The 25,337-nt window shown below is 63.2% G+C and carries 27 protein-coding genes; 16 read left to right on the top strand and 11 right to left on the bottom strand.

Annotated features, from left to right (window positions below):
* Nucleotides 1-41 precede the first annotated feature (41 nt).
* On the top strand, nt 42-1,346 hold the full coding sequence (gene glyA, locus ABID26_RS05465; protein ID WP_292373673.1) for a serine hydroxymethyltransferase: 1,305 nt from the start codon (nt 42-44) through the stop codon (nt 1,344-1,346).
* Nucleotides 1,347-1,570: 224 nt separating this feature from the next.
* Here glyA and ABID26_RS05460 read toward each other — a convergent pair whose 3' ends face one another.
* A complete protein-coding gene (locus ABID26_RS05460) occupies nt 1,571-1,780 on the bottom strand; it encodes a hypothetical protein (RefSeq protein WP_126101784.1) in 210 nt (69 codons plus the stop codon).
* A gap of 142 nt (nt 1,781-1,922) precedes the next feature.
* On the opposite strand from ABID26_RS05460, the gene ABID26_RS05455 reads away from it, so the two are divergent.
* From ABID26_RS05455 to ABID26_RS05430, 6 genes are read left to right on the top strand one after another with little or no spacing between them, the layout of a single operon-like run.
* Nucleotides 1,923-2,237 carry a hypothetical protein gene (locus tag ABID26_RS05455; protein ID WP_126101783.1) on the top strand — a complete coding sequence of 105 codons (315 nt, stop codon included), beginning with the start codon at nt 1,923-1,925 and terminating at the stop codon, nt 2,235-2,237.
* An 11-nt stretch (nt 2,238-2,248) separates the two neighbouring features.
* Entirely contained in the window at nt 2,249-2,632 is a 384-nt protein-coding gene (locus ABID26_RS05450) for a hypothetical protein (protein ID WP_126101782.1), read from the top strand.
* 10 nt (nt 2,633-2,642) lie between these two features.
* On the top strand, nt 2,643-2,810 hold the full coding sequence (locus ABID26_RS05445) for a hypothetical protein (RefSeq protein WP_189350760.1): 168 nt from the start codon (nt 2,643-2,645) through the stop codon (nt 2,808-2,810).
* Between the two features lie 10 nt (nt 2,811-2,820).
* Nucleotides 2,821-4,218 carry an APC family permease gene (locus tag ABID26_RS05440; RefSeq protein WP_126101781.1) on the top strand — a complete coding sequence of 466 codons (1,398 nt, stop codon included), beginning with the start codon at nt 2,821-2,823 and terminating at the stop codon, nt 4,216-4,218.
* A gap of 58 nt (nt 4,219-4,276) precedes the next feature.
* Nucleotides 4,277-4,975, top strand: coding sequence for a hypothetical protein (locus ABID26_RS05435; RefSeq protein WP_292303021.1), 699 nt, complete (start codon nt 4,277-4,279; stop codon nt 4,973-4,975).
* Nucleotides 4,976-4,983: 8 nt separating this feature from the next.
* Complete coding sequence (locus ABID26_RS05430; protein WP_126101780.1) at nt 4,984-5,268, top strand: hypothetical protein; 285 nt, start codon at nt 4,984-4,986, stop codon at nt 5,266-5,268.
* Between the two features lie 337 nt (nt 5,269-5,605).
* Here ABID26_RS05430 and ABID26_RS05425 read toward each other — a convergent pair whose 3' ends face one another.
* Both ABID26_RS05425 and ABID26_RS05420 read right to left on the bottom strand, forming a co-directional pair.
* Nucleotides 5,606-6,598 (bottom strand): IS481 family transposase, encoded by a 993-nt coding sequence (locus ABID26_RS05425; RefSeq protein ID WP_292373677.1) that lies wholly within the window; start codon nt 6,596-6,598, stop codon nt 5,606-5,608.
* Between the two features lie 158 nt (nt 6,599-6,756).
* Entirely contained in the window at nt 6,757-7,593 is an 837-nt protein-coding gene (locus ABID26_RS05420; RefSeq protein WP_292373679.1) for a beta-keto acid cleavage family enzyme, read from the bottom strand.
* Here ABID26_RS05420 and ABID26_RS05415 point away from each other — a divergent pair.
* A complete protein-coding gene (locus ABID26_RS05415; RefSeq protein ID WP_292373681.1) occupies nt 7,571-9,076 on the top strand; it encodes an amidase in 1,506 nt (501 codons plus the stop codon). The two genes, ABID26_RS05420 and ABID26_RS05415, sit on opposite strands and share 23 nt — an antisense overlap.
* A gap of 128 nt (nt 9,077-9,204) precedes the next feature.
* Here ABID26_RS05415 and ABID26_RS05410 read toward each other — a convergent pair whose 3' ends face one another.
* The 5 genes from ABID26_RS05410 to ABID26_RS05390 all read right to left on the bottom strand — a co-directional run bounded on the left by ABID26_RS05410 (nt 9,205) and on the right by ABID26_RS05390 (nt 13,902).
* Nucleotides 9,205-9,984, bottom strand: coding sequence for a branched-chain amino acid ABC transporter ATP-binding protein (locus ABID26_RS05410; RefSeq protein WP_292341442.1), 780 nt, complete (start codon nt 9,982-9,984; stop codon nt 9,205-9,207).
* 1 nt (nt 9,985) lies between these two features.
* Nucleotides 9,986-10,726, bottom strand: coding sequence for an ABC transporter ATP-binding protein (locus tag ABID26_RS05405; protein ID WP_292341443.1), 741 nt, complete (start codon nt 10,724-10,726; stop codon nt 9,986-9,988).
* On the bottom strand, nt 10,716-11,699 hold the full coding sequence (locus ABID26_RS05400) for a branched-chain amino acid ABC transporter permease (RefSeq protein WP_126101776.1): 984 nt from the start codon (nt 11,697-11,699) through the stop codon (nt 10,716-10,718). Before ABID26_RS05400 ends, ABID26_RS05405 begins: the two co-directional genes overlap by 11 nt.
* Before the next feature lie 11 nt (nt 11,700-11,710).
* Nucleotides 11,711-12,610 (bottom strand): branched-chain amino acid ABC transporter permease, encoded by a 900-nt coding sequence (locus tag ABID26_RS05395; protein ID WP_126101775.1) that lies wholly within the window; start codon nt 12,608-12,610, stop codon nt 11,711-11,713.
* Nucleotides 12,611-12,681: 71 nt separating this feature from the next.
* A complete protein-coding gene (locus tag ABID26_RS05390; protein ID WP_292373685.1) occupies nt 12,682-13,902 on the bottom strand; it encodes an ABC transporter substrate-binding protein in 1,221 nt (406 codons plus the stop codon).
* 73 nt (nt 13,903-13,975) lie between these two features.
* Here ABID26_RS05390 and ABID26_RS05385 point away from each other — a divergent pair, with 73 nt between their 5' ends.
* The 7 genes from ABID26_RS05385 to ABID26_RS05355 all read left to right on the top strand — a co-directional run bounded on the left by ABID26_RS05385 (nt 13,976) and on the right by ABID26_RS05355 (nt 21,139).
* Complete coding sequence (locus ABID26_RS05385) at nt 13,976-14,893, top strand: MurR/RpiR family transcriptional regulator (RefSeq protein ID WP_354414186.1); 918 nt, start codon at nt 13,976-13,978, stop codon at nt 14,891-14,893.
* Complete coding sequence (locus tag ABID26_RS05380) at nt 14,890-16,227, top strand: aspartate aminotransferase family protein (protein ID WP_126101772.1); 1,338 nt, start codon at nt 14,890-14,892, stop codon at nt 16,225-16,227. Before ABID26_RS05385 ends, ABID26_RS05380 begins: the two co-directional genes overlap by 4 nt.
* A gap of 367 nt (nt 16,228-16,594) precedes the next feature.
* A complete protein-coding gene (locus ABID26_RS05375; protein ID WP_292373687.1) occupies nt 16,595-17,803 on the top strand; it encodes an amino acid ABC transporter substrate-binding protein in 1,209 nt (402 codons plus the stop codon).
* Between the two features lie 30 nt (nt 17,804-17,833).
* On the top strand, nt 17,834-18,697 hold the full coding sequence (locus tag ABID26_RS05370; protein ID WP_292373689.1) for a branched-chain amino acid ABC transporter permease: 864 nt from the start codon (nt 17,834-17,836) through the stop codon (nt 18,695-18,697).
* Nucleotides 18,694-19,641 (top strand): branched-chain amino acid ABC transporter permease, encoded by a 948-nt coding sequence (locus tag ABID26_RS05365; RefSeq protein WP_126101769.1) that lies wholly within the window; start codon nt 18,694-18,696, stop codon nt 19,639-19,641. Before ABID26_RS05370 ends, ABID26_RS05365 begins: the two co-directional genes overlap by 4 nt.
* Nucleotides 19,638-20,366, top strand: coding sequence for an ABC transporter ATP-binding protein (locus ABID26_RS05360; protein ID WP_292373691.1), 729 nt, complete (start codon nt 19,638-19,640; stop codon nt 20,364-20,366). Before ABID26_RS05365 ends, ABID26_RS05360 begins: the two co-directional genes overlap by 4 nt.
* Nucleotides 20,363-21,139 carry an ABC transporter ATP-binding protein gene (locus ABID26_RS05355; RefSeq protein ID WP_435528541.1) on the top strand — a complete coding sequence of 259 codons (777 nt, stop codon included), beginning with the start codon at nt 20,363-20,365 and terminating at the stop codon, nt 21,137-21,139. The genes ABID26_RS05360 and ABID26_RS05355 overlap by 4 nt, the downstream gene beginning before the upstream one ends.
* Nucleotides 21,140-21,604: 465 nt before the next feature.
* On the opposite strand, the gene ABID26_RS05350 is transcribed toward ABID26_RS05355, so the two are convergent.
* The 3 genes from ABID26_RS05350 to ABID26_RS05340 are packed head-to-tail and all read right to left on the bottom strand — an operon-like array spanning nt 21,605 to nt 24,490.
* Nucleotides 21,605-22,543, bottom strand: a complete 939-nt coding sequence (locus tag ABID26_RS05350) for a dihydrodipicolinate synthase family protein (protein WP_292341447.1) — start codon at nt 22,541-22,543, stop codon at nt 21,605-21,607.
* Complete coding sequence (locus tag ABID26_RS05345; protein WP_292341448.1) at nt 22,536-23,522, bottom strand: Gfo/Idh/MocA family protein; 987 nt, start codon at nt 23,520-23,522, stop codon at nt 22,536-22,538. The genes ABID26_RS05350 and ABID26_RS05345 overlap by 8 nt, the downstream gene beginning before the upstream one ends.
* Nucleotides 23,519-24,490: a Gfo/Idh/MocA family protein gene (locus ABID26_RS05340; protein ID WP_292373693.1), complete on the bottom strand. Its 972-nt coding sequence runs from the start codon at nt 24,488-24,490 to the stop codon at nt 23,519-23,521. Before ABID26_RS05340 ends, ABID26_RS05345 begins: the two co-directional genes overlap by 4 nt.
* 91 nt (nt 24,491-24,581) lie before the next feature.
* On the opposite strand from ABID26_RS05340, the gene ABID26_RS05335 reads away from it, so the two are divergent.
* On the top strand, nt 24,582-25,319 hold the full coding sequence (locus ABID26_RS05335; protein ID WP_292299489.1) for a FadR/GntR family transcriptional regulator: 738 nt from the start codon (nt 24,582-24,584) through the stop codon (nt 25,317-25,319).
* Nucleotides 25,320-25,337: the final 18 nt, after the last annotated feature.

Genomic DNA, 25,337 nt, shown 5'->3' with positions numbered 1-25,337 from the left:
GCAATCTTGACGCAAGCGTCGCGTCGCAAGGGAGGAGCCTTATGAATATTTCGACCAAGCCTGGCACCAGCTCCGCAGGTCGGTTCTTCCGCGCGGGCGTGGCCATTACGGATCGTGCCGTCGATGACGCCATGAAGCGCGAACTCACACGCCAGCGTGACGAGGTCGAGCTGATCGCTTCCGAAAACATCGTTTCCAAGGCGGTGCTCGAGGCACAAGGTTCGGTGCTGACCAACAAATATGCAGAGGGCTATCCGGGCCGCCGGTACTATGGCGGTTGCCATTTCGTGGACGAGGTCGAGGATCTGGCGCGCGAGCGCGCCAAGACGCTGTTTGGCTGCTCCTTCGCCAACGTCCAGCCAAACTCTGGCAGCCAGGCCAACCAATCGGTTTTCATGGCGCTGATGCAGCCTGGTGATACCTTTCTGGGTCTCAACCTCGCCGCCGGCGGACATCTCACCCACGGCGCGCCGGTCAACCAATCCGGCAAGTGGTTCAATGTCGTTTCCTACGGGGTTCGCCCTGATACTCATCGCATCGACCTCGATGAGGTGCGCGATCTGGCACGCAAGCACCGGCCCAAGGTGATCCTTGCCGGCGGTTCCGCCTATCCGCGCATGATCGATTTCAAGGCCTTTCGCGCGATAGCCGACGAGGTCGGCGCCAAGCTGTTCGTGGACATGGCGCATTTTGCCGGCCTAGTTGCTGGTGGCGTCCACCCCAACCCCCTCGAATACGCCCACGTGGTGACCACAACCACCCATAAGACCCTGCGCGGCCCGCGTGGCGGCATGGTGCTGTCCAACGACGAGGAGATCGGGAAAAAGATCAATTCGGCGGTGTTCCCCGGCCTCCAAGGGGGACCGCTGATGCACGTAATCGCCGCAAAAGCCGTCGCTTTCGGCGAGGCGCTGGCGCCCGAATTCAAGGTCTATGCGGCAAACGTTGTGGCCAATGCCAAGGTCCTTTCCGAGACCCTCGCCGAGGGGGGCGTTGATATCGTCTCGGGCGGTACCGACACGCATTTGCTGTTGGTCGACTTGCGGCGCAAACGACTGACTGGCAAGTCTGTTGAGGCCGCACTAGGTCGAGCCCACATCACCTGCAACAAGAACGGCATCCCATTCGACCCGCAGGGCCCGATGGTGACGTCGGGCATCCGCCTAGGCAGCCCGGCCTGCACCACACGCGGCTTGCTCGCGGAAGAATTCCGTCAGGTCGGACGCCTGACGATGAGCGTGATCGATGGGTTGGCTGCCAATGACGAGGCCGGCAACGCAGCAATCGAGGCGGCTGTGCGCGAGGAAGTGCACGATTTGGTCAGCCAATTCCCGATCTACGACTGATTCCTGGAGCAGCTCAGTTTTGATAGAATTGGTCGTCCAAAAGTTGATTCTCAAGCAACTCCAGACGGAAAGCCGCAACGCCTTTCCTCGCCGGTGAAGCCGAGTCGCATCGCGTGCGGAGTACTCGGCAAGACGACCGGATTTAGTCTAATCTAGAGCAGGTAAGCGCTCGGTATAATCGCTGAACTGCTCCAGCTTTTTTACGCTATTCCGGACGGAAATCGTTACGCGCTTGGCGCGAGTTCGCCCGAGATGTCGGCCAGCGAGCGACTATCAATCGTGACGACGGCTTCAATTCCCACCGAAGCAACGCGAGTGGCAAGGCTTCTGATGGTCGCGCGAAAGATGCGTTCGATCGCGACCTGGTCTGAGGTGTCGCGAACGCGTGCGCGCGAATGCAAACCCATATCAAGGTTCAATCTGTTCAGGAGCATCTCTGCCTTACCGACGCCATCCACTATCTGCACCGCGTCACTTGACAGGAAATTAACTTTGCCTGATATTCCTGTTGGGAAATTAATTTTCCCATACGAAAAAGCGAAACGAAGCCGAAAATGGCCGTCTGGAGGAGAACAAATGGAAGCAACACTCAGTAGAACTGACGAACTCAGCCTCAGCCAGCGTATCGATAGGATGCATGCCCGCGATCGCGCTGGCCTGCTGGTCTTCGTTGTCGTGCTGTGGGGCACACTTCTTTTCGCGCTGTTCAGCGTGTGGCCATTCATTTCGATCCCTGCCATGCGCGTTATCCTGTCGGTAGCGTGCGGATTGGTGCTGGTTTTCAACACCGCGGCGATAATCGCCATGCTGCGCCACTACGTCGAGGACAAGCACTTCATCTACGGACTTGACATCAAGCATCTCGACGAGATGCGCAGGCGTCGGGGCTAAGGAGCTAGAAAATGGCATATCAACCTCCCAAGCAAGGCCTCGCCGGTCAGGTATTCGACGTCATTACCCTGCTCGTGCTGACCGTGGGCGCCCTCTATTTGCCCCTCTACCTGGGCTTTGCCGGCGCCGCCAAAACACCTAACCCCATCGCCAATCCGACCTGGGAAGCGCTTGGTCAGAATGCGACCGAGGCCAAACAATGGGCGGCGATTGGAATTGCCGACCCGGCTGCCGCGAACGACATCATCACCGCGCGCTTCGATTACAGCTTCAACTGGCTGCCGCTGATCGTCATGGCGGTGCTGGTTGTTGGCTATTTTGTCCTGGTCGTGCGGCTTTCCGACAGGGAATACCGCGAAGTGATCGAAGAGCGCTTCGATCCCAAGCGGCGATAGGGAGGCGACCATGGATATCTGGAACATTCTCGAATACGTCGCCTGGGCCCTTTCAGCCATGTTTGGTGCGCTGATGCTCATGAACCTCATTCGCATAGACACCACCTACGACAACGAGCTGCTAACCTCATCACGCGAAGGCGAGATCGAGGTGACGGCCGAGCGCCACCAGATCTGAGGGGACGGAAATGGCAAACGTGACTGCAACCGCACCCGCAACCGAGCGACTTCAGCTCCTGCGCGTGCTCGGCCCCGCCCATATCTGGGCCCTCGGCGTCGGCATCGTGCTTGTCGGGGAATATATGGGCTGGAACTTCTCTGTCGGCAAAGGCGGCATGATCGCCGGACTTGCCGCCTGCTGGGTGGCAGGCCTGCTCTACACATGCGTGGCGATGATCGATTCCGAAGTGACGTCAACCATTGCCGCGGCTGGCGGCCAGTACGCTCAAGCCAAGCACATTGTCGGGCCGTTGATGGCCTTCAATGTCGGCCTGTTCCTGGTCATGGCCTACACCATGCTCGAGGCGGCCAACGCGATTACCGTCGGCTATCTGCTCGACACGGTCGCGGGGATGATGGGCCATACCGGCCTCAACCAGAAGCCGTTCATCATCCTTTCCATCATGTTCCTGGCGTGGCTCAATTTCCGCGGCGTTTTGGCTACACTGACCTTCAATCTGGTCATCACTGCCATTGCCTTCCTGGCGATCATTGCCCTGTTCGTCTCGGTGCAACTCGGGGCCTCTGCCGTGCCGATGGACTTTTCGGCGATCACCACAGCCCCGCTGCCCTACGGCTGGATCGGCATTGTCGCAGCGCTGCACTTCGGCTTGTGGTATTATCTCGGCATCGAGGGCACCTGCCAGGCCGCGGAAGAAGTGCGGTCGCCAGCGCGTTCGCTTCCCTACGGTACCATGGCCGGCATCATGACGCTGCTGATTGCCGCGACCATGACCTGGTACGTCTGCTCCGGCCTCCTTCCTTGGGAATATCTCGGTCAGGCCGGAACGCCTCTCTTTGACGCCGCGCGCGTCACGGGTAACACCGGATTGATGGTGCTCCTCTTCGTCGGCACGATGTTTTCGACGCTCGCATCGGCCAACGGATGCATCAACGATGCATCGCGCGCCTGGTTCTCGATGGGCCGCGACCGCTACCTGCCGAGCTGGTTCGGCGCGGTGCACCCGGTCTACCGCACGCCGTATCGGTCGATCGTTTTCCTGGTTCCCATTGCCCTCATCTTCGCGCTTGGCGCGCCACTCGACCAGGTCGTGACATTCTCGATCCTGTCGGGCCTGCTCGGCTACACCTTCATGACCTTCAATATGGTCATGTTCCGGCGCAAATGGCCGCTCGAAACGATCAAGCGCGGCTATGTGCATCCGCTCCACCCACTGCCGACTATCGTCCTGCTGACGCTGTGCGCTGCCGCGTACTTCGCTGTGTTCCTCGGCTACGGCACGCAGCTCAGCGCGATGATGTGCTTCTACATCGTGGCATCGCTCTGGTTCCATTTCCGGCGCTATCGGTTCGTGCGTCGGGGCGACCAGTTCACCATGCCCTGGCCAAAGCCGCGCGGTTACTGAACCTGTCAGACGTGGCGGCGCGCTCTTGCGCCGCCACGTCCTCATCAAGGCGATCTCGATGATCACCACCATCGCTCTTTCCGCTTTCATCGCTGCTGCTGGCGCCTGGATAGGCAAGCGCGCGATCAGCGACCATCGTGCCTCCCTCGCGAAACGCAGGGGGCTTCTTGATGAGGCGGCGAGGTCTTTTCCCGATGCGCGGATCAGCTTCGCCCCCGATCACTTTCCCATTCTTGTCAGCCGCCTTGAGGACGGCAGACAGGTGCGGATCGAACTCCTTGCCGACACAATGGTCACACGTCGACTGCCGCAGCTCTGGCTCCGGGTGACACTCAGCGAAGTCAGCGAACGCAGCCGGCCAGCGATTGGCGTGCTCGCCCGCCCGACCGGTGCTGAATATTATTCGCTTGTCCATGACTTGCCTGAATGGATGGCGCCACCACAGATGGACGCATCAGTGTTGATGCGCGGCGATGGTCGCGCCACTGCCTGCCAGGTTGAGCGCGCCATAGCGATCTTCCGTAACCTCTTTTCCGATCCCGCCCTTAAGGAAGCCGTCATTTCGCCGCGCGGTACCCGGGTGATTCGCCAGGTCGCCCAGGGCGAGCGCGGAGCACATCTATTGCTGCGGCAGATCCGCTTTGCAGTCACCACGATTTCCGCCGATCTCGTCAGCAAGGCAGTCGCGGAGGCGCAGTCCTTGAGCGAGGCGCTGGCCGCGGGCGGCGCCATCACTGCTGTCCACGAAGCCGCCTGAGGTCGCCGATGGCCAAGCCAATCAATCCATACCTGGTCCTCGCCATGGCGATCCTCTGCCCCGGGGCCGGTCATTTTGCCGTCCGCGACCCGAGGCGCGGGCTAGCGTTTGCATTCTTCGTGCTTTTCTTTTCGGCGATTAGCTACGTGACGACCACCCCGGATCAATCGTTCATCGGGCGACATGCGTTCGGGTTGTTCGTGTGGGCACTGTCGATCCCAGATGCCTATCGTCGGGCTCGGGTCCTGGCGACGGCGGCATCAAGCGCGAGGCATCAAAGCCGTCTCGCTTGAGCGAAGATACTGCGAGACTCGCGCCGGTTCGTGCTCGCGCCGGCAATCGCCAGGGCAACCCAAGCCGCAACGATGCCTCTTATTGTCGGTATTTCGCCGCGGCGTGCCGCCGAATGGCGCTGCCCAGCGAGGCGTCTTATTCATCGGCGGCGACGGTACTTTCGGCGACACCTTCGAAGCGTTACTGCTCGGCCGAATAACCGAAATTCGTCCCGGCCGATACCGATAGGTCCTGAGCCCTCAAGAATATTTTTGCGGCGATTTTTCCTTTAAAATCAAAAGCGTAACTTTTTGGCGGCCTCGGCGTCGGAGTTTGCGTGCCATCAGAATAAATTTGCTAGATGTTTAGTCCCGGCATTTCCTGGAGCGGATTTAGTCTGAAGCGTTCGGGCTGAGTGGTCCACGCCTTGCAGACGAACTCGTAGGGTGTGAGCCCTTTGAGCGTCTTCAGCCTGCGGGCGAAGTTGTAAGCCGTGACGAAGTCGGCAAGGTGCTGGCGCAGCTGATCGTGGCTCTCGTAATAGAAGCGCTTGACGGTGGCGTCCTTGATGGTGCGGTTCATCCTCTCGACCTGGCCGTTGGTCCACGGATGCTTGGCTCTGGTGGTACGGTGTTCGATGCCGTTGGTGGCGCAGGTGTATTCGAAGGCATGAGCCCAGAAGCGCTCGCCGTTGGCGATGGCCTCTTTGATCAGCGGCACGGCTGATCCTCCTGCGCCGGGCGTGGTGAACTGGATGCCGTTGTCAGTGAGCACGGTGTGGATCTTGTAGGGAACGGCCGCGATCAACCGAAGCAGGAACTCTCGCGAGACGGCGGTGGTGGCCTTTTCATGCAATTCGACGAAGGCGAACTTCGAGGTGCGGTCGATGGCCACGAACATGTGCAGCTTGCCCTGTTCTGTCCGCACCTCGGCAATGTCGACGTGGAAGTAGCCGATCGGGTAGCTCTTGAACTTCCTCTTCGCCGGCCTGTCACCCTCGACATCGGGCTGGCGGCCAATGCCGTGGCGCTGGAGGCAGCGGTGCAATGAAGATCGCGTCAGATGCGGGATCGTCGGCTGCAGCGCATAGAGGCAGTCGTCGAGCGGCAGTAGCGTGTAGCGCCGGAAGGCGACGATGACCGCCTCCTCCTCGACGGAAAGAACCGTCGACCGCGGCTCTTTCGGTCCCGTCGGAAGGTCGGCTGTTGAGGTCCGCTCCCGCCACTTCGCGACAGTCTTCTGGTTGATCCCGTAGCGCTTGGCTAGGGCTCTCAGGCTCTCTTGACTATGTTGTATCGCTCGACGGACCGCCTCTGTCGTCGTGGCGCTCCCATGGAGAACCTGGCCCATAGTGCCTCCTTCGATTCGGAGGACAAGGATGCCCCATCAAAGCCTGGGATCAAACACCTAGTGATTTCAGTATGTTATAGGGTATTTAGACAATCGAGTGGGAGTAGAGGGAAAACGGCGGCAATAGCGTAGTTTCGGCGGCGATTTTCGCGGCCGCATCAACAGGCAATTCCAAGGATGGCCCTGGCCTGCTGAGCCGATGCAAGCGGCCGCTCTGCATTGGCGGCTACGCGGGCGATGACAGCGACGCGCTCGACGTTGTCGCGCGCTACCTCCCCATCGGCATTCCATAGCGAGTTCTCGAACCCCACACGAACATGACCGCCCCGTGCGATGGCCGTCGCCAGGGCGGAGGTTTCGCCGCGACCGAAAGCGCAGACCGACCAGACCGTGTCCGTAGCGAGTCGGTGGCGTTGGAGGCCGGCAAGGAAAGCATCGAGATCTTCAGGTCGACTTTCCTGATCGCGCGCGTAGCGGCCGAGCACGAAAAGCAACCGCGGCCGGCGCATATCGCCAAAGTCTCCCCGTCGAGACAATTGCGCGAATTTCTCGAGATCGCCCTCGTCATAGAGGATGTGCTGCACGCCGATGCCTTGCTCGGCTGTCCAGGCGAAGAAGGCGGACGCCGCCGCCTCCCCCGCGCGCAGGATTTCGCGCAGCGCGACCGAAACCGCGGCGGGGCGGAGCGCGCGGACCAGTTGCATCTGCTCTGAGGGCGAATAGCGGCCGACCGCTTCCGTCGTGACCTGGACAATCATTCCGCCGTTCGTGCGCTCACGGATCGCGGCGAGCGCTTCAGCGTAGAGATCGGCGTCGAGCGCATGCGCTCCCGCCTCGTCGCGCACATGAACATGCATTGCGGCCGCACCCTCGGCCAAACATGCCGCTGCCGTCTCCGCCAGTTCCGGAACCGTCATCGGCAGGGCGGGATGGTCGCTTTTGGTGCGCCGGGCGCCATTCGGCGCAACCATGATGAGCAAGGGATCGGCGGTCATGTTTCACCTCTTTGTTTCCCAGGCGGCTTCAATCTATGGTCTTTGGCAAGACGGACCTGGAATCACAATGACTGACACAGCCGAAAAACTGTCGCCATTTGCCACCGCGAGCGAGCTTGCCGCGTCGCTGCGCATCGGCGCAACGACGTCGACCGATATTGTCCGGCGCGCACTGGGCCGGGCGGCGATGCATGACGGGCAGTTGCATGCCTTCGTGGAGATTTTCTCCGAGGCAGCACTTGCGGCGGCGGCTGCTGCCGATGAGCGCAGAAGCCGGGGAGCTGTGCTCGGCCCGCTCGACGGCATCCCTTTCGCCGTCAAGGACCTGTTCCACATGGCGGGTTACGCGACCTCGGCCGGATCGAAGGCTCTTTCCGGGCAGCCCGTGACCATAACGGCCAATGCCGTGCGACGGCTGACGCAGGCGGGCATGATCGCGTTCGGCAAGGCGCATACCGTGGAATTCGCATTCGGAGGCTGGGGTACCAACGCCATCCTGGGCACGCCGCTCAACCCGCGCGACTGCGATGTTGCAAGGGCTCCCGGAGGTTCGTCGAGCGGTTCGGGCGTCGCGGTGGCCGCCGGCCTTGTGCCGGTCGCGCTCGGCACCGACACCGGCGGATCGGTGCGCAACCCTGCGTCCATGTGCGGCGTCGTCGGCCTGAAGACGTCCGTCGGCCTGGTCGGGCGCGGCGGTTTGCTGCCTCTGGCCGCATCGTTCGACAGCGTCGGCCCCTTGGTCCGGTCCGTCGAAGACGCGGCACTGCTGCTCTCTCTTCTGCAAGGGCCGGACCCGAGCGATCCCGCGACATTCGGCGTCTCTGCGCCGGATCCGCTGCAAACCTTGGAGCATGGGGTCAAGGGCCTGCGCCTGCGCATCCCCTCGGAGCGCGACCTCGGCTCGGTTCAAGATGGCGTGCTGACGATTTTTCGGGCGACTGTCCAGCAATTGGCCGGGCTTGGCGCCGAGATCGAAGAAAAAGCCATGCCGCGATCTCCCGAGGAATACATGGCCACGACCGGCGACCTCATGGCGGCGGAGGCATGGCATCACCTGCGCGAATATGTGGAGTCTGAGACGAGTGTCGTCCATCCGGTCATCAGGGCACGGATTCTGCGCGGCAGGGAAATCGACGGGGCGCGCTATCAGGAGCTTCTCGGGCTGAGGCGAGACCTGCAGGCCGAATTTCTCCGTTATCTGGAGGGCGCGCACGCGTTGCTGACGCCAACTGCGCCGATCCTGGCACCGCCGCTGGCGGAAATCGACGAGGCCAAGACCCCGCTGGGCACTTTCACGCGCCTGGTGAACCTGATGGACATGGCGGCGCTGAGCGTGCCGGCGGGGCTTGTCGCAGGTCTGCCCGCCGCGCTGCAGATCGTGGTGCGCCACTTCGATGACGCCGTCGCGCTCAGGATCGGGCGTGCGCTCGAGGTTGCGCGAGGCGGACTGTTCGAACCGCCTCAAGGTTACGGGCAGCCCTAAAGCGCGTCGCGATCTTTCAGATGCGCTCCATCGCTTTAGGTCCTTGATTTTACGCATGTCCTTATCCCGAAACCGGTTCCCACTTTCGGGAGACATGCCCAAGAGCGGGCTGCAGATGCGAACGAATGTCATTCACCGCTGGCGTAAAGCCAGCGTGCGACCAGCGCGTCCGTGTCGCTGCCGAAATCTTCGCGCGCGCCTTCCGAAAAGACCGCTCCGTTCTTGACCACGTAGACATAGTCGGTGATGGCGAGCGCGGCGCGGATGTCCTGATCGACCAGCAGCACCGCCTTGCCGAGGTCGCGCGCCAGGTCGCGGACGATCTCGTAGATGAGTTCGCTGGTCTGCGGGTCGACGCCGGCGGTTGGCTCATCGATGAGATAGATCGACGGGTCGGTCATCAGGCTGCGGGCGATCTCGACCTGCCTCTGCTGGCCGCCGGATAGCTGGCCGGCCGGCTGCGCGCGTTTCTCGCGGATGATGGGAAAGCGCGCATAGGCGCGCTCCAGCTTTTCGGCGAGCACCGCCTTCTTCGGCCTCGCGTGCCACAGGCCGAGCTTGAGGTTGGTCTCGACCGTCAAGTGCGGGAACAGGCTCGGGCGCTGCGGCAGGTAGGCGAGCCCGGCGGCGAGCATGCGGAAGGGCGGCTGGCCCGTGATGTCCTTATCACCAAGCCTGACGCGGCCGCTGCTCGGCTTGAGAAAGCCGAACAGCGCCTTGAGGAGGGTCGATTTGCCCGTGCCGTTCGGGCCGACGACGCAGGATATGCGCCCGGCCCAGGCCTTGGCGGACAGGTCGCGCAGAATGTCGATGTCGCGCGTATAGCCGGCGACGAGGTTTTCGCACGACAGCAGCGGTGCTGACCGGGGCCAGTCGTGGGATTGAGACGTGGAGGCGACTTCGGCCATCTTAGTGCACCCGCGTTCCGGTGTAAGCGCGCACGACCTCCGGATCCCGCAGCACGTCCGCGGCGGGCCCATCGGCAATCTTGCGGCCGCGCGCCATGACCATGACGCGCGTGACCACGGATTGGACCGCCTCCAAATTGTGATCGACCAGCACGATGGTGTAGCCATCGCGGTTAAGGCTGCGGATGTGCTCGGCGATCTGGTCGAGAAGGCGCGGATGCACGCCGGCAAAGGGCTCGTCAAGCAACAGGAGCCGCGGCTTCAGCATCAGCGCCCGGCCGAGCTCCAGAAGTTTTTGCTGGCCGCCCGAGAGCGAACGCGCATAGTCGTCGGCGAGATGATCAAGACGCAGGAAGGCCAGCACTTCGCGGGCTCGCGTTTCCGAGGCTGCATGGCGCGCCGCCGCCTCGGAGAGCGCCGGCACCATAAGGTTTTCCAGCACCGTCATGCGCCGGAACAGGCGAGGCACCTGGAAGGTGCGGGCCACGCCGCGCCGGGCATAGAGGTGCGCTGCCGAGCGCGCCATGTCCGTGCCCTCCACGACGATCGCGCCGGCAGTTGGCTTCAGCGCTCCCGTCACCATGTTGATAGTCGTGGTTTTGCCCGAACCGTTCGGGCCGATCAATCCGACGATCTCACCGCGCGAAAGGGTGAAGGAAAGCCCCTCGACGGCGTGGATCCCGCCGAAATGCTTGGCAAGCCCCTCGACCGAGAAGAAAGGCGCGTTGTTGTCAGCCGGCATGGCGCTCCTCCTTTATCGAGGCCGTCTTTGCGGTGCTGCGACCTATCCGTCGCGGCCGGCTCCACTGTTCGAGGATGGGGAAGAGGCCGTTCTGGGCGAAGCGCTGCACCAGGATCAGAGCTAGCCCCATCAGCACGAAGCGCCACTCTCCGTAGGAACGAAGCGATTCCGACAGCAGGTAGACGACGACCGCACCGATGACCGCGCCGGGCAGGCTCTCGATGCCGCCGATGACCGCCATGGCGACGACCAGACCCATTTCCGGCAGGATGGCCATGTTCGGCGTCAGGATACCGATGAAATGGCCGTAGTAGATGCCGGCAATGGCGGCGATGACGCTGGTGACGACGAAGACGAGGATCTTGTAGCGAGTTGTGTCGACACCGCTGGCCCGCGCCGCGCCCTCGTCTTCGCGGATGGCGCGCAGGAAAAGGCCGACACGGGTGGCGAGCAGCCAGTTCATGCCGGCCACGGCAAGTACGACTAGGCCGAGGCCAAGATAGTAGTAGGGAAGGTCGGAGCGGCCCGGGAACAGGCCCGGCACCGGCAAGCCGAGCATGCCGCGCGTGAAATCCTCCTCGGCGATCAGCATCATGCGGAAAATCTCGGAGATGGCGAGCGTGAAGAGCGCCAGGTAAGGTCCGGACAATCTGAGCACCAGCGCGCCGATCAGCGCGCCGGTCACCATGGCAAGCACGATGCCGACGATAATGGCTATCGGCAGCGGCAGGCCGAAGCGCGCGATGCACAACGCCGAGGCGTAGCCGCCCAGCGCCGCGAAGGCGACATGGGCGAAAGAAAACTGGCCGGCAAAGCCGGCGAGCAGCGCCCAGCTTGCCGCGAGCAGCGCGTAGTACCATGCGATCGCGCCGACATGCGTCCAATATGGGCCGATGCCGAGGACAGGCAGTAAGACCGCGGCCATGAGCAGGATCGCCTGCGTCGCCCGGGAAAAGAGGGAAGAGCGCGTCATTGCCGGCACTCCTATTCTAGGCGGAGATGCGAGCGGCCGAAAAGGCCGGTCGGCCGCACCAGCAGCGTAACCACCAGAAGCAACGCGCCGAAGGCTTGCGTGTAGGCGAGCGCCCGGTTCGGGTCCGGCAGGTAACCGACGCCGAGCCCTTGCACAAGGCCGAGCAGGATGCCGCCGGCGATGCTGCCGCCGACCGAGCCCATGCCACCGAGCACGATGATGATGAAGGCCTGCACCGCCGGCAGGTCGCCCATCGACGGTGACAGCGCGAAGATCGGCGCGATCAGCGCGCCGGCGCCTCCGGCCAGCGCCGAACCGAGTCCGAAGGCTACAGTGTACATGCGAAGCGGGTCGATGCCGATGACGGCGGCCGATTCCCGGCTCTGGCTCACCGCGTCGAGGGCCTGGCCGAGCGATGTGCGCTTGAGGAAGAGCGCAAGTCCGACCAACAGCACCACCGCGGTTACGGCCGCGATCAGCCGGTCATAGGGCAGGATCAACGGGCCGAGGATCAGCGCGCCGGTCATGAAGGAGGGTGGCGACTTGGCGAAGGGGCCAAAGACGACAAGACCGAGATTGGTCAGCAGGATAGTGAGGCCGAAGGTGACGATGATGGCATATTCGTCCTTGCGCTCGACCTTGTCGGTGTACATGGGTGCAATCACCAGCCGCTCGAAGACGACGCCGAAGATGAAAAGCGCAACCATGGCGCCGGCAACGCCGACCAGCGGCGGCACATGCAATGCGGTGATGATGTAGTAGGAGGCGTAGCCGCCCAGCATATAGAGCGAGCCGTGACCGAAATTGACCACCTTCAGCACGGAGAAGACCAGCGTCAGCCCGGCGGCGGTCAGGGCGTAGATGAGGCCGATGACGAGGCCGTTGACTGCCAGGAGAAGGAAATAGCTCATCGTTGCATCGCCTGTTTCGCTGAGGGCGCATAAAATGGCCGGCGGCCGTTAGGCCGCCGGCTTGGCTCCGCTCAGGGCAGTATCTTGTCGCTGGTCGCCCATTTTTTCGGATAGACGACCGCCGCGTCCCCTGGCGCCTGGTTCATCGCCGTATACTGGATGATGGTGAAGGGCACGTCGACAAACTGATGATAGGCCCAATCCGGCGCCTTGGTCGTCGGGAAGTTGTAAGTGGCGTTGGTGCCTTCGTACTTGATCCCTTCCAGCGCCTTGACGATCGCGCCGCGGTCGGCGGAACCGGCCTTCTTGATCGCCTCCACGACGACGTTGAACGTATCGTAGGCTTCCATCGCCACACCGGTGGGCGCGCGATTGAAGCGCTCGGTGAAAGCCTTGACGAAGGCCTTGGTCTTGTCGTTCCACTGCGACGTCGGCTGCGCGACATTCACGATCAGAAGGTTCTTCGCGCATTCGCCCGCGACTTCCCAGACTTCCTTCTGAAGAAGACCCGAGGAGCCGATCAGCTTGGTCGCGGCGGTAGGCGCAAATCCCAGCTGACAGGCCTGCTTAACGAGCTGGTACTGCGCCTGCCCGGCGACAACCATCTGGATGGCGTCCGGCTTCGGGTCCTGGCTCATCAGCCTCAGAAGCGCGGGCGTGAAATCTTGCTGGGCGAGGTCGATCGTTACCAGCGTGTGGGGAACTTTCTTGACCTCCAGCTCGTCGGCGATGACTTTGGCGCCGCCCTGGCCGAAATCGGTGTTCTCGGCAATGATGGCGACGTTCTTGAAGCCCTGCTCAACGGTCCAGTCGGCCGCCTTGACGTAGACGAGAGAATTGGCAGGCGCCAGGCGGTACACTTCCGGATATTGCTTGGCGGTGATGGCGTCCGCCCACACGTCGGTACCGACCCAGGCGACGCCGTATTTATGCGCCTCCTCGATCTCGGCCAATGCGACGGAGGAATGGAATTCACCGAAGATGGCGGCGACATTGTCCTTGGTGATGAGCCTGATGGCAGCCGCGCTGCCGTCGGCCGGCTGGCCTTTTGTATCCTCGTAGGTGACGTTGATCTGCCGTCCGAGCACGCCTCCGGCCTTGTTGACCTCATCCACGCCGAGCTGCACGGCCCATTGCATCTCCTGACCGCCCGAATAGTTGCCGGGCGGTGACAGCGGCCCGACCCAACCGAGTGCGATCGGTTCCTCGGCCTGCGCCGGCGCGGCCGCGAACGGCAGCGCCGCCAGAGTGAGCGCGGCGGCGCCCAGCCAGCATTCGAGTGTGCGTTTCATGCGTGTGTTCCTCCCTGCTTCTGATTGGTTTGGATGAAACACTACACTCATTTTTAGGAAATTGAAATATTCATTGCAGCACGAAGCCCGCAGGCGTAAATTCCTCTTCATGCTGGAACCCGCCTTCCGTTCGCGGCTGCTGGAAGCCTTCGACGCGATGCCGCGCCAACTGCGCGCGGCGGCGCAGTGGGTGCTCGACAATCCGCGCGATGTGGCGCTTCTCTCCATGCGCGAGCAGGCCAAGCTGGCCGGGGTCAATCCGGCGTCGATGACGCGGCTGGCGCAGCGCATGGGCTTCAGCGGTTACGAGGGGTTGCGCGATCTCCATGCGCAGACCCTGAGGCGTGGCGAGACGGAGTTCTCCGGAAAGGCAGAGGCCTTGGTCGCACGCCGACGTCAGAGTGGCGATGGCGCACTGGCCTTCGATCTGGCGGAGACGCTGGAGCGTCATATGGCGGCGCTTTGCCGGCCGGAGGCGCTCGATGCGGTGAAAGGGGCCGCTACGGCGCTCGCCGCGGCGGGATCTATCTACGTACTCGGCTATCGCTCGAGCTACCCGGTCGCCTGCCATTTCGCCTATGTCTATGGCTTGGCGGGAGGCTCAGTACGGCTACTCGACGGTCCTGGCGGCACCGGTCCAGACGCCTTGCGGGAAGCAAAAAAGGGAGACGCGTTGCTGGCCGTCAGTGTGAAACCTTACACGCGCGCGGCGGTCGAGCTCGCGGACTATGCGTTGGCCATGGGGCTCGAAATCGTCGCGATCACCGACAGTGTCGTTTCGCCGCTTGTCGCAAGGGCGCGGGCAGCCGTCATCGTTCCCACTGAAAGCCCATCCTTCTTTCACACCATGGCGCCGGCCTTCGCGGTCGCTGAGACGCTTGCCGCTATGCTGGCCGCATCCGCCGGAGAACCAGCGCTGGAGGCCGTGCGCGCCATGGAACGCCAGTTCCAGAGCCTTTCCACCCATATCCGAGGCCGTCAGATCCCATGACCCATCTCCTCCATCGATCCATCAAGGCCAGGTTGCCCGTCGCCGTCGGTGGCAAGGGCATCGAAATCTTCGACCAGGAGGGCCGAACCTATATCGACGCATCTGGCGGCGCCGCCGTCTCGTGCCTTGGCCATAGCCATCCTGATGTGCTGGCGGCGCTGCACGATCAACTCGACCGGATCGCTTACGCCCATACGAGCTTCTTCACTACCGACGTGGCCGAGAGACTCGCCGATCGGCTGGCTGCCGACGCGCCCGAGGGCCTCGGCCATGTCTATCTGGTCAGTGGTGGTTCGGAGGCGATCGAGGCAGCGCTCAAGATGGCGCGGCAATATTTCGTCGAGAAGGGCGAGCCGCAGCGGCGCCACATCATCGCCCGCCGGCAGAGCTATCACGGCAACACGCTCGGAGCGCTCGCCGCCGGCGGCAACGAGTGGCGGCGTGCGCAGTTCAAGCCGCTGCTGATCGAAACCCATCACATCGACCCTTGCTATGCCTACCGGCTGCAGAAACCCGGAGAAAGCGACGAGGCTTATGCGGTGCGCGCCGCGCAAGCGCTGGAGGACAAGATCGTCGAGCTCGGCGCCGACCAGGTCATCGCCTTTGTCGCGGAGACGGTTGTCGGCGCCACCGCCGGTGCCTTGCCGCCGGTCGCCGACTATCTGAAGCGTATCCGCACCATATGCGACCGTTACGGGGTACTTCTGATCCTGGATGAGGTGATGTGCGGAATGGGCCGCACCGGCACACTACATGCCTGCGAGCAGGAAGGCGTCGCACCGGACCTCATGACCATCGCCAAGGGGCTCGGCGGCGGATACCAGCCGATCGGCGCGGTGTTGCTCTCGGACAGGATCTTCGACGCCTTCGCCAGCGGCTCCGGTTTCTTCCAGCACGGCCATACCTATATGGGCCATCCGATGGCCGCCGCGGCTGCACTTGCCGTGCAGGAGGTCATTCGCCGCGACGATCTCCTTCAGAACGTTCGAGCCATGGGAGAGCACCTCTCGCGCCGCCTGAACGATCGATTCGGCAACCATCACAATGTCGGCGACATACGCGGTCGCGGCCTGTTCCAAGCCATCGAACTCGTCACCGACCGCAGCACGAAGGCACCGTTCGATCCGGCGCTGAAACTGCATGCTCGGATAAAGCAGGAGGCGATGGGCAATGGCCTGATGGTCTACCCCATGGGCGGAACAATTGACGGCAGGTCCGGCGACCATGTGCTCATCGCCCCGCCCTTCATCGCAGCATCCCGCGATATCGACGCAATCGTGGAACGACTGGGCGATGCCGTCGACGCGGCGATAGAAGACGCGCGGTCCGGTTGACCGCCAAGTCGGTATCGGCTTAGCAATCGCGGCACCGTCAGCTCCCGGCCCAAACCCTATCGTCCACTCGTTGCTCTTCTCGGCCCGATCATGAGCCCCGCTCCAACGCCAGTGGGCAGCCCATGCGAGAGCATGTCTACCATCACGGGATGCCGCCAGGCCTTACCCCGGATCAGGTATTTGTTTGCTTAAGACGAGTGCGGCACCGCCTCTATTGCCTTCAAGCAACTAAGCTCCAGATTTCTCTCGATAAGGATGTTCAAGAACAGCGCAGCCAACACAGGCATTCGACAGTTAGAGCATTTTGACAATTTTCAGCCTGCGGCGGAGTCCGCTCTAGGGGAAACATTCGTAGGGAGGAATCGCTATGTCAAACAGAATGGTTTCCTTGCTCGGCGCCGCCCTGTTGGTCTGTGCGGCACTTGCAACCTCGCCGGCAGCCGCGGACGACATCGTGCTCGGCGCATCGGTGCAGATGACCGGATCCTCGGCCAATACCGGACGCTATTACAAGGACGCTTACGCATTCGCCATCGAGAAGATCAACGCAGCGGGCGGCGTCAGTGTCGGCGGCGAAAAGCGCAAGCTGGCGCTGAAGATCTACGACAACCAATCGGACGTAAATTTGAGCGTCAGGCAGTACACGCAGCTCGTCGCCAAGGACAAGGTTGCGCTGCTGCTCGGGCCGTTCGCGTCGAACTTCGCGCTCGCGGATTCGGCCGTATCGGAGAAATACCAAGTCCCGATGGTCCAAGGCGGCGGTGCCTCGGACCAGATTTTCTCGCGCAAATTCAAATACATATTTGGAACACTCGCGCCGGCCAGCAACTATTTCGGCTCGACCGTCAAGATGCTGAAGGAGCTTCAGCCGGCACCCAAGACTGTCGCGCTCCTCTATGCAGACGATGCATTCGACGTGTCGGTCGCCGAGGGTACGCGACCGCTGCTCAAGGAGGCCGGCTTCGACATCGTCATGGACGAGAAATACAGCTCCAATGCCAGCGACTTCAATTCGCTCCTGTCACAGATCAAAAGCAACAGCGCCGAGGTCGTGCTGGTGGCCGGCCACGAAACGGAGATCCTCAACTTCGTGCGCCAGGCTAAGAGCCTGGCGGTGGCGCCGAAAATGTATTCCTTCACCGTCGGCGTGCCGAGCGAGGATTTCCGCAAGGCGCTCGGCGCGGACGCCGACTACGCCTTCGGCATGACCGCCTGGCTGCCCTCGGCCAAGCTTAAGGACAGATGGTTCGGCGATGCCGCCACCTTCGCCAAGGAATACAAGGCCAAGTTCAATTACGATCCGGACTACCACGCCGCATCGGGCGCGGCCGATGTCGAGGCGCTGGCGCAGGCGATCGAGAACGCCGGCGACACCGATCCAGCCAAGGTGCGCGATGCCCTGGCCAAGCTCAATTTCGACAGCCTCTACGGCAAGATCGCCTTCGGCGAGAACGGGCAGATCGACCTGCCGCAGACGGTCATCCAGGTGCAGGGAAGCGAGCTCAAGGCGATCTATGGGCCGGACGGCCTGATCGAGAAGCCGAAATATCCGATGCCGGCCTGGAACGCGCGCTAGACCAGGGGCACCCGTCGGCGGAGGGCGACCTTGAACCTGCTCGCGCAAATCCTGATCAACGGCGTGCTGCTCGGCGGCCTCTACGCCGTCATGGCGCTCGGGCTGGCGCTGGTCTGGGGCGTGCTCAACATCGTCAACCTGGCGCACGGCGCCTTCATCATGTTGGGCGCCTATCTCTCCTGGCACCTCTACAGCTACCTCGGCATCGACCCGTTCCTCGGCCTGCCGCTCACCGCGGTTCTCATGTTCGCGCTGGGCTACGGCGTGCAGCGCGGCCTGCTAAACCTCGTGGTGCGGGCGCCGATGTTCAACACGCTGCTGATCACCTTCGGGCTGGAGGTGGTGCTGACCTATCTGGCGCAGCTTGCCTTTTCCGCCGACTTCCGCACCATCAACCCGCCCTATGCCGGCAACAGCATCGCGCTCGGGCCTCTGGCGCTGCCGCAGGCGCGGCTGATGGCCTTCGGCGTGGCTCTGGCGCTGACGGCGGCGATGTGGGCGTTTCTGCTGCGCACCAGGCTCGGCCGCGCCATCAGGGCGACAGCGCAGAACCTGACCGCGGCGCGGCTTTATGGCGTCGAGCCGCGCCATCTCTATGCCGTCACCTTCGGCATCGGCATCGGCCTTGCGGGTGCTGCCGGCGGGCTCTACGGCACGGTCTCGCAGATCAACCCCTACATCGGCGCGACGCTGACGGCCAAATGCTTCGCCATCGCCATCATCGGCGGGCTGGATAATCCCCTCGGCGTGCTGGTCGGGGGTCTGGTGCTCGGCATCATCGAGTCGCTCGCCGTGCTCTATATCGGCGCCACCTTCGGCGACGTGGCGAGCTTCGGCGTGCTGGTCGCGGTGCTGATCGCGCGGCCGAGCGGCCTGCTCGGCAAGACGGCATGAGCGCGGCGCGCATCGGCCTTTGCGCGCTGGCGGTGGCGGTGCTGGCGGCCGCGCCCTGGTTCGGCTCGGACGTGCTGGTCCAGTTCGGCATCAACGCGCTGCTGCTTGCCGTGCTGGCGCAAGGCTGGAACATCATCGGCGGCTATGCCGGTTACGCCTCCTTCGGCAATTCGGTGTTCTACGGCCTCGGCAGCTACGGCGTGGCGATCGCCATGGTGCAGTGGGAACTGCCATTCGCCGTCGGGCTGGCGTTCGGCGTGGCGATGGCGGTGGCCTTCGCCTTCCTGCTTGGCCTGCCGGTGCTGAGGCTCAAGGGCCATTATTTCGCCATCGCCACGCTGGCGCTGGCGCAGGTGATGATCGCCATCGTCTCCAACGTCGAGCTCGCCGGCCAGAACATTGGCCTGGTGCTGCCGCCGCTCAACAACGATCCACTGTTCTACGAGCTGGCGCTCGGCCTGCTGGTGCTGGCGACGCTCACGGTCTACTGGCTGACCAAGAGCCGCTTCGGTTTCGGACTGATCGCCATCCGCGAGAATGAGGAAGCGGCGGCGGTGATGGGCGTCAACACGACGCTCTACAAGGTGCTGGCCTTCGCGCTTTCGGGCGTGTTGTGCGCGCTGGCCGGCGGCATCCACGCATACTGGATCACCTTCCTCGACCCCGAAAGCGCCTTCGACATCAGCCTCAACGTCAAGATGATCATCATGGCGGTGTTCGGCGGCCCGGGCACGGTGCTCGGCCCAGTCGTCGGCGCGCTCGGCCTGTCGGTTGTCTCGGAGGTCCTGTCGAGCGAAGTGACCAGCCTCGCCAGCCTGTTCTTCGGCCTGGTCGTGGTCGCCGCCGTGGTGCTGATGCCGCGCGGGCTGGCTGATGTGGTGCGGCGGTTCCGCAAATCGGGCTGGCGCTATTTCGCCGAGAACATCAGGGCGCACCGCATATGAGCACGATTCTGGAAATCAGCCATGCCACGCGCCGCTTCGCCGGGCTGGTCGCCGTCAACGACGTCTCCTTCACGCTGGAGGAAGGCGAGATCCTCGGCATCATCGGTCCTAACGGCGCCGGCAAGACAACCCTGATCAGCCTGATCAGCGGCACGCTGATGCCGAGCTCGGGCGACATCGTCTTCGAGGGACAGTCGGTCGCCGGGCTGCCGGCCTATCGCCGAGCCCGGCTCGGCATCGGCCGCACCTTTCAGATCATGCGGCCGTTTCCCGGCCTTTCTGTGCTGGACAATGTCGCCGTCGGCGCCCTGTTCGGCCGCAACGAAGGCAGCCTGGCAGAGGCGCGCGAGCGGGCGCGAGGCCATCTCGACTTCGTCGGGCTCGGCAGGTTCGCCAGCCAGCGCGCCGACGAGCTCGGGGGGCCAGGTCGCAAACGGCTTGAACTGGCCAAGGCGCTGGCCATGCGGCCAAAGCTGCTTTTGTGCGACGAGGTGATGGCGGGCCTGAACCATGTCGAGATCGACGAGGTGATCGGCGTGATCCGAAAACTTCGCGACAGCGGCATTTCGATCCTGGTGATCGAGCACGTCATCAAGGCGATCAAGAGCCTGTCCGACCGCCTGCTGGTCCTGCACCACGGCGTGAAGATCGCCGACGGCGCGCCCGATGCGGTGCTCGCAGACCGCGCGGTGATCGAGGCCTATCTCGGCAAGAGGCGGGCATGATCGGCAGGAAGCCAAATGCCGGCCTCGGCGGAAGCGATGCGGAGGCGAAGGCGCCGAGCAATGCGGCGCCCCTGCTGAAGGTGTCCAGTCTCGGCGCCGGCTATGGTGGCATGCCGGTGCTGCGCGAGGTCTCGCTGGAGGTCGACAAAGCCGAGATCGTCGCGCTGGTGGGCAGCAACGGCGCCGGCAAGACGACGCTGCTGAGGGCGCTGTCGCGAGTGATCGGTTCGACTGGCACGATCGAGTTCGCCGGCCGCGACCTTTCGCCGATGACGCCCGACGAGGCGTTCGGCGCCGGGCTGGTGCAGGTGCCGGAGGGCCGCCAGCTTTTCGATCGGATGACCGTCGAGGACAATCTCCTGATGGGTGCCTATCGGCGCGGCGCCGGCCGGGCGATCGGGCGGGACCTCGAGCGCATCTACGGCCTGTTCCCGCGCCTTGGCGAGCGCCGGCGACAGCTTGCCGGCTCGCTGTCGGGCGGCGAGCAGCAGATGTGCGCCATGGCACGCGGGTTGATGGCGGCGCCGGTGCTCCTCATGATCGACGAGATGAGCCTTGGCCTCGCGCCCGTCGTAGTCGAGCAGTTGATGGAGGTGCTGGCCGCGATCCGCAAGGACGGGGTAACGATCCTATTGGTCGAGCAGGACGTGCACCTGGCGCTGTCGGGCGCCGACCGCGGCTATGTCATGGAAACCGGCCGCATCGTCCACCATGGCGCGGCCAAGGATTTGATCGACGACCCGGAGGTTCGCCGGGCATATCTCGGACTGTAGGTGGGGCGACTCGCTCGCGTGCAGCCATGAGCGGGCCTCTCCAAGCAAAAAGTGGAGCGCGACACAAGCTTGGTCTTAAGCGACGATCTGACCGTCCAGCACGCATCGTTTCGCGCGACGTCGACTAAGTTTCGTCCGGCGAGGAAGCAGCTTCAATCAGAGAACAACGCCGAGTTGAACAGCAAGGTTTACGAGATTTCCTCTCGCAGCTCCGGCGGGAGTTTCTGGCCAACGATATGGCCACGGCTTCAGAAGGGTGACACCTGTTCCACCGGCCACGTCACTCAGCGTCCTCGCCCGATCTCTCCCGAAGGGGAAGCCAACGGTTGCCGGAGCACATAGGCGTTGTTGGCCCCACGGTGATGGGACGCTTCGGAATCTGCGGTTTTGACCGAATAGGCCCGATGATGGCCTAGCGGACAGCGCGTCTTTCGACTGGTACATTGTCGCGACGGAGGCGGCCCTCTACCACCACTCCGGGAATCTCGTACGAACCGCCTTCGCCAACGGCACGATCTCCGCGTCGGGGACGCAAGAGTATGGCCACAAAAGGCGTGGGCCGATTTTGCCCCAGCCGCCGGCCGCAGCCATTGCCTTGTCCAGCGCGGCGTCGCTGACCTGATAGCGCGCGCGGAAAGGCAATACGTGATCGGCCAGGAATGCCTGTATGCGTGCCTGCATTTCGACAGCATCCGGTGCGCCGCTCAATATCTGCCGCCACCAGGATAATGCGGCTTTTGGACTGAGGCAGGCGACATTGGAATAGCTGCCGTGGGCGCCTTGAGCGTAACCTGTCGCCAGCGTGTGTCCCGGCACGAATACCGAGAATCCCGGCAGCAGCTTTCGCATCTCATCGAACCAGTTCTCGTCGCCTCCGGACAGCTTGGCGCCGATCAGCGTCGGCACTGCCTCGCGGAGGCGCGCGATACCCTCCAGCGTGAGCCGTCGTTTCGCATGCGGCGCGTTATAGAGGACAAGGGGGAGGCTTGGTGCCGTCTCGGCGAGGCCCTTCGCGAAGCGCGCAATCTCGTCGTCGCTCGGCGGCCACCAGTCGGGCAGGGTGAACTGGACGGCGGAAGGCGACAGCTCCACAACGCGCCGCAGACGCTCGCGCGCCACGCGCGCGTTCGACTGGCTGATGCCTATCTGGAAGGGAAGACCGGCACGACCTGCCTCCTCGGCGACCAACGCGCTCAGCCGATCGAACTCGCCCTCCGTCTGACAATGGAACTCGCATGCCGTGCCGTTCGAATAGATGCCACCGACGCCGGAGGCGCACAGGTTGGCAACGGTTTCGCGCGTCGCGTTCCAGTCGATCTCGCCGTCATTGCCGATGGCGAGCAGGACGGCGCCCCAGATGCCCCGCGGCGCGTTGGTGGGCAGCGCGGCGAGATGATCAGACAAGTTCTTCCTCCCTGCGGCTTTCGTTCGACCGGTAGGCGGCCTCGATGATCGCGATAATGTTGCGGCCATAGTCGCCGGTGACGGGAACCGGCGCATCGTCCAGGATCGCGTCGCGCATGTGCGTCCATTCGCGGATGACGGCGTTGTGCATCCAGTCTGGCTCGAATGAATTCGGCAGGTCGGTCAATCGGGTGCCACGACCGAGCGAGGTGCCCCGGTCCATGTCGATCCTCAGCGTTCCGTGCTCGCAGACCAGATCCATTGCGAAATTTACGGCTCCGTCGCGATAGCCCACGCTCTGGACCTGGCCGATGCCACCGCCCGCGAAGCGGAGGCTGAGCATCGAAGCATCGTCTGCCTCCTGGTCATGGAATTTGGCGCCGAGCATGGCGCCGACGGAGACGACGTCGTCGTCCATGAGCCAGACCAGCCGGTCGAGCGCATGAATGCCCGCGGTCATGAGCATGCCGCCGCCGGTTCCATGGCCGAGATGCCAATCCCGCCGGTTCTGCTCCATCCACAACTTGATCATCCAGCTCGAAGCGATCAGCGGGAGGCCGAGCGAGCCCTCGGCGAGCGCCTCCTTTGCCGTCATGCAAGGGCGTGAGAAGTGCATCAGATGCCCGACCATCAGCTTGACGCCATTCGCCGAGGCCGCGGCATTGATCGTGTCGCAGGCAGCGACGGTCGGAGCCATCGGCTTCTCGAGCAGGATGTGCTTTCCAGCCTGCGCCGCGCCGATCGCCATCTCCGTGTGCAGATGGTGCGGCGTGGCGATGAGAACGGCATCGACCTCCCTGTCTTCGACAAGCGCGCGCCAGTCCCTATAGCCGCGGCCGCCGTGCTCGGCGGTGAAGGCGCCAAGTGCGGGCTCGTCGTTGCGGCATGCCGCGACAAGGCGGACGCCATCGACCTTCTCGATCGCACGCGCGTGTGCGGCGCCAAAATGCCCGGCGCCGATAATCCCAACTCCAATCATTCTCTGGCCTTCCGGTAAGCGGTATCGATCAGCGACATTGCCGCGACGTAGTCATTGAGAGAGATGGTCGCCGGCTCGTTTCGCGCCAGCCGGTCGAAAGTGTCGCGCATGCAGAGGCGGTAGCGCGTCGCCGTCGGTTCCGGCGTGAGCTCTGTGCCTGCCCCATCATCAAGCGTGGCTGAGATCGCTTTGTCGCCGTGATCGATCAAAGTCGCGTTGGCGCTGACGATGCGCCATTCGAAATCACCGCCGGGGCGCATGGATGCAAAGGTATAGCCCGCCTCGACGGTGAACATCGCACCGGCCTCATCCTCGAGCACCAACAGCGCATAGTCTTCGACAGCTGAATTGTGAATGCGGTTGCCTACGCATGCCGTTCTCAGCCTGAGGCGGCCGGTTGCGAGGTCGAGCGCGGCGTCGATGCCGTGGATGCCCAGATTGCGCAACGCACCGCCACCGCCGATTTCAGGGTCGATCATCCATGCCACTCCATCCTGCGCATATCGTTGAGGCGGGCCGTTGACGATCCGAAAGTGGCCATGCGCGATCGTGCCGACGCGCCCCTGCTGCTGCAGCTTCCGGAATGCGACCACCGCTGGCCCGAAGCGGTTGGGGAAGGGCACGCTGACGAAGGCATCTCGTCGCCGAGTCAGTTCGAGCAGTTCCGACAAGATTTCGGTGCTGCTTGCCGCCGGCTTCTCAAGGATCAGCGGAATGCCTGCTTCAATGATCCGGCGCGCCCGCCCCGGCACGCCGTGGGGATGTCCCATCAGAAGAATGACGCCGGCTCCGGCAGCGAGCACATCGTCGAAGCGATCGATCGAGCGCAGCGAATTCGACCGCGCAAACATCTTTGCGTGTTGTTGATCCTCGTCCCAAACGCCGATGATTTCGCCGCCGGCGGCGCGGGCAGCGTCCAGGTGCATTCCGGCGTGCCAGTGGCTCGATCCGGCAAGGATGATCTTCATGTGCAGGCACTTTCCCTTATCGCTTGCAGGATATCCTACAAGTCGTTATCAATACAAGTCGACAACGCCCGTTTCGTGGAAGCATGCGGAAATGGTCAAGGATGAAGGAGCAAACGTGCAGGCGATGAAGTCGCTCGAGCCACTCAACCGCCCACCCTTGCTGCATGTCACGGTGCAGGAGAGCCTCAGGAATTACATCGAGGCGAACAGGCTCAAGGCCGGGGACGCGCTGCCGCCGGAGACATTTCTAGCCCAGCAGCTCGGTGTCGGACGCAACTCCGTTCGCGAAGCCATCAAGGCGCTGGAGTCGATCGGCATTTTGGAGACGCGCCGGGGCATCGGCGTCTTCGTCAAGGAGTTCTCTTTCAAACCGCTGCTCGACAATCTCGCTTACGGCTTGCAGGACTCGCTGCGCGACGTCGAGGAGCTCCGCGAAATGCGCCGCGTGCTGGAGACAGGGCTCATCGGCAAGACGGTCGAGATGATCAGCGCCGAGGACATCGAGGCTCTGCGCGGCTTGACCGAGGAAATGCGCCGGCGCGCCGAGCGAAACGAAAGCTTCGCTGCCGAGGACCAGCAGTTCCACCAGTTGCTGTTCCATTGCCAGAACAACCGCATGCTGAGCGCGCTGATCGACATCTTCTGGATCGCGTTCAACAAGGCATCGAACTTCGCGAACTTGGACAATCCGACGCCGCTCGCCACCTGGCGGGACCATCACGAGATCGTCGAGGCCGTGGCGGCCAAGGATGTCGAGCGCGCGCGCCAGCGCCTCGACGATCACTATCGGGGAATCCAGCAAGTCATCGCCAAAAACCGAAACACGTGAAAAAGCCAAGGGAGGAAA

This window comes from Mesorhizobium shonense (assembly GCF_040545255.1).
GTDB lineage: Bacteria > Pseudomonadota > Alphaproteobacteria > Rhizobiales > Rhizobiaceae > Mesorhizobium > Mesorhizobium shonense.
The sequence above is the reverse complement of the archived record's forward strand: the minus strand, read 5'-3'. Positions and strand labels throughout refer to the sequence as shown.

Excerpts from the sequence above, each read along its gene's own strand:
- ABID26_RS05445 (WP_189350760.1), top strand. The coding sequence starts at position 2,643 with ATGGATATCTGGAACATTCTCGAATACGTCGCCTGGGCCCTTTCAGCC.
- ABID26_RS05340 (WP_292373693.1), bottom strand. The coding sequence starts at position 24,490 with ATGAAGATCATCCTTGCCGGATCGAGCCACTGGCACGCCGGAATGCAC.
- ABID26_RS05355 (WP_435528541.1), top strand. The coding sequence starts at position 20,363 with ATGATCGGCAGGAAGCCAAATGCCGGCCTCGGCGGAAGCGATGCGGAG.
- ABID26_RS05375 (WP_292373687.1), top strand. The coding sequence starts at position 16,595 with ATGTCAAACAGAATGGTTTCCTTGCTCGGCGCCGCCCTGTTGGTCTGT.
- ABID26_RS05360 (WP_292373691.1), top strand. The coding sequence starts at position 19,638 with ATGAGCACGATTCTGGAAATCAGCCATGCCACGCGCCGCTTCGCCGGG.
- ABID26_RS05440 (WP_126101781.1), top strand. The coding sequence starts at position 2,821 with ATGGCAAACGTGACTGCAACCGCACCCGCAACCGAGCGACTTCAGCTC.
- ABID26_RS05335 (WP_292299489.1), top strand. The coding sequence starts at position 24,582 with ATGGTCAAGGATGAAGGAGCAAACGTGCAGGCGATGAAGTCGCTCGAG.
- ABID26_RS05460 (WP_126101784.1), bottom strand. The coding sequence starts at position 1,780 with ATGCTCCTGAACAGATTGAACCTTGATATGGGTTTGCATTCGCGCGCA.
- ABID26_RS05435 (WP_292303021.1), top strand. The coding sequence starts at position 4,277 with ATGATCACCACCATCGCTCTTTCCGCTTTCATCGCTGCTGCTGGCGCC.
- ABID26_RS05395 (WP_126101775.1), bottom strand. The coding sequence starts at position 12,610 with ATGAGCTATTTCCTTCTCCTGGCAGTCAACGGCCTCGTCATCGGCCTC.
- ABID26_RS05400 (WP_126101776.1), bottom strand. The coding sequence starts at position 11,699 with ATGACGCGCTCTTCCCTCTTTTCCCGGGCGACGCAGGCGATCCTGCTC.
- ABID26_RS05420 (WP_292373679.1), bottom strand. The coding sequence starts at position 7,593 with ATGACCGCCGATCCCTTGCTCATCATGGTTGCGCCGAATGGCGCCCGG.
- ABID26_RS05410 (WP_292341442.1), bottom strand. The coding sequence starts at position 9,984 with ATGGCCGAAGTCGCCTCCACGTCTCAATCCCACGACTGGCCCCGGTCA.
- glyA (WP_292373673.1), top strand. The coding sequence starts at position 42 with ATGAATATTTCGACCAAGCCTGGCACCAGCTCCGCAGGTCGGTTCTTC.
- ABID26_RS05405 (WP_292341443.1), bottom strand. The coding sequence starts at position 10,726 with ATGCCGGCTGACAACAACGCGCCTTTCTTCTCGGTCGAGGGGCTTGCC.
- ABID26_RS05415 (WP_292373681.1), top strand. The coding sequence starts at position 7,571 with ATGAGCAAGGGATCGGCGGTCATGTTTCACCTCTTTGTTTCCCAGGCG.
- ABID26_RS05450 (WP_126101782.1), top strand. The coding sequence starts at position 2,249 with ATGGCATATCAACCTCCCAAGCAAGGCCTCGCCGGTCAGGTATTCGAC.
- ABID26_RS05380 (WP_126101772.1), top strand. The coding sequence starts at position 14,890 with ATGACCCATCTCCTCCATCGATCCATCAAGGCCAGGTTGCCCGTCGCC.
- ABID26_RS05390 (WP_292373685.1), bottom strand. The coding sequence starts at position 13,902 with ATGAAACGCACACTCGAATGCTGGCTGGGCGCCGCCGCGCTCACTCTG.
- ABID26_RS05345 (WP_292341448.1), bottom strand. The coding sequence starts at position 23,522 with ATGATTGGAGTTGGGATTATCGGCGCCGGGCATTTTGGCGCCGCACAC.
- ABID26_RS05365 (WP_126101769.1), top strand. The coding sequence starts at position 18,694 with ATGAGCGCGGCGCGCATCGGCCTTTGCGCGCTGGCGGTGGCGGTGCTG.
- ABID26_RS05430 (WP_126101780.1), top strand. The coding sequence starts at position 4,984 with ATGGCCAAGCCAATCAATCCATACCTGGTCCTCGCCATGGCGATCCTC.
- ABID26_RS05455 (WP_126101783.1), top strand. The coding sequence starts at position 1,923 with ATGGAAGCAACACTCAGTAGAACTGACGAACTCAGCCTCAGCCAGCGT.
- ABID26_RS05425 (WP_292373677.1), bottom strand. The coding sequence starts at position 6,598 with ATGGGCCAGGTTCTCCATGGGAGCGCCACGACGACAGAGGCGGTCCGT.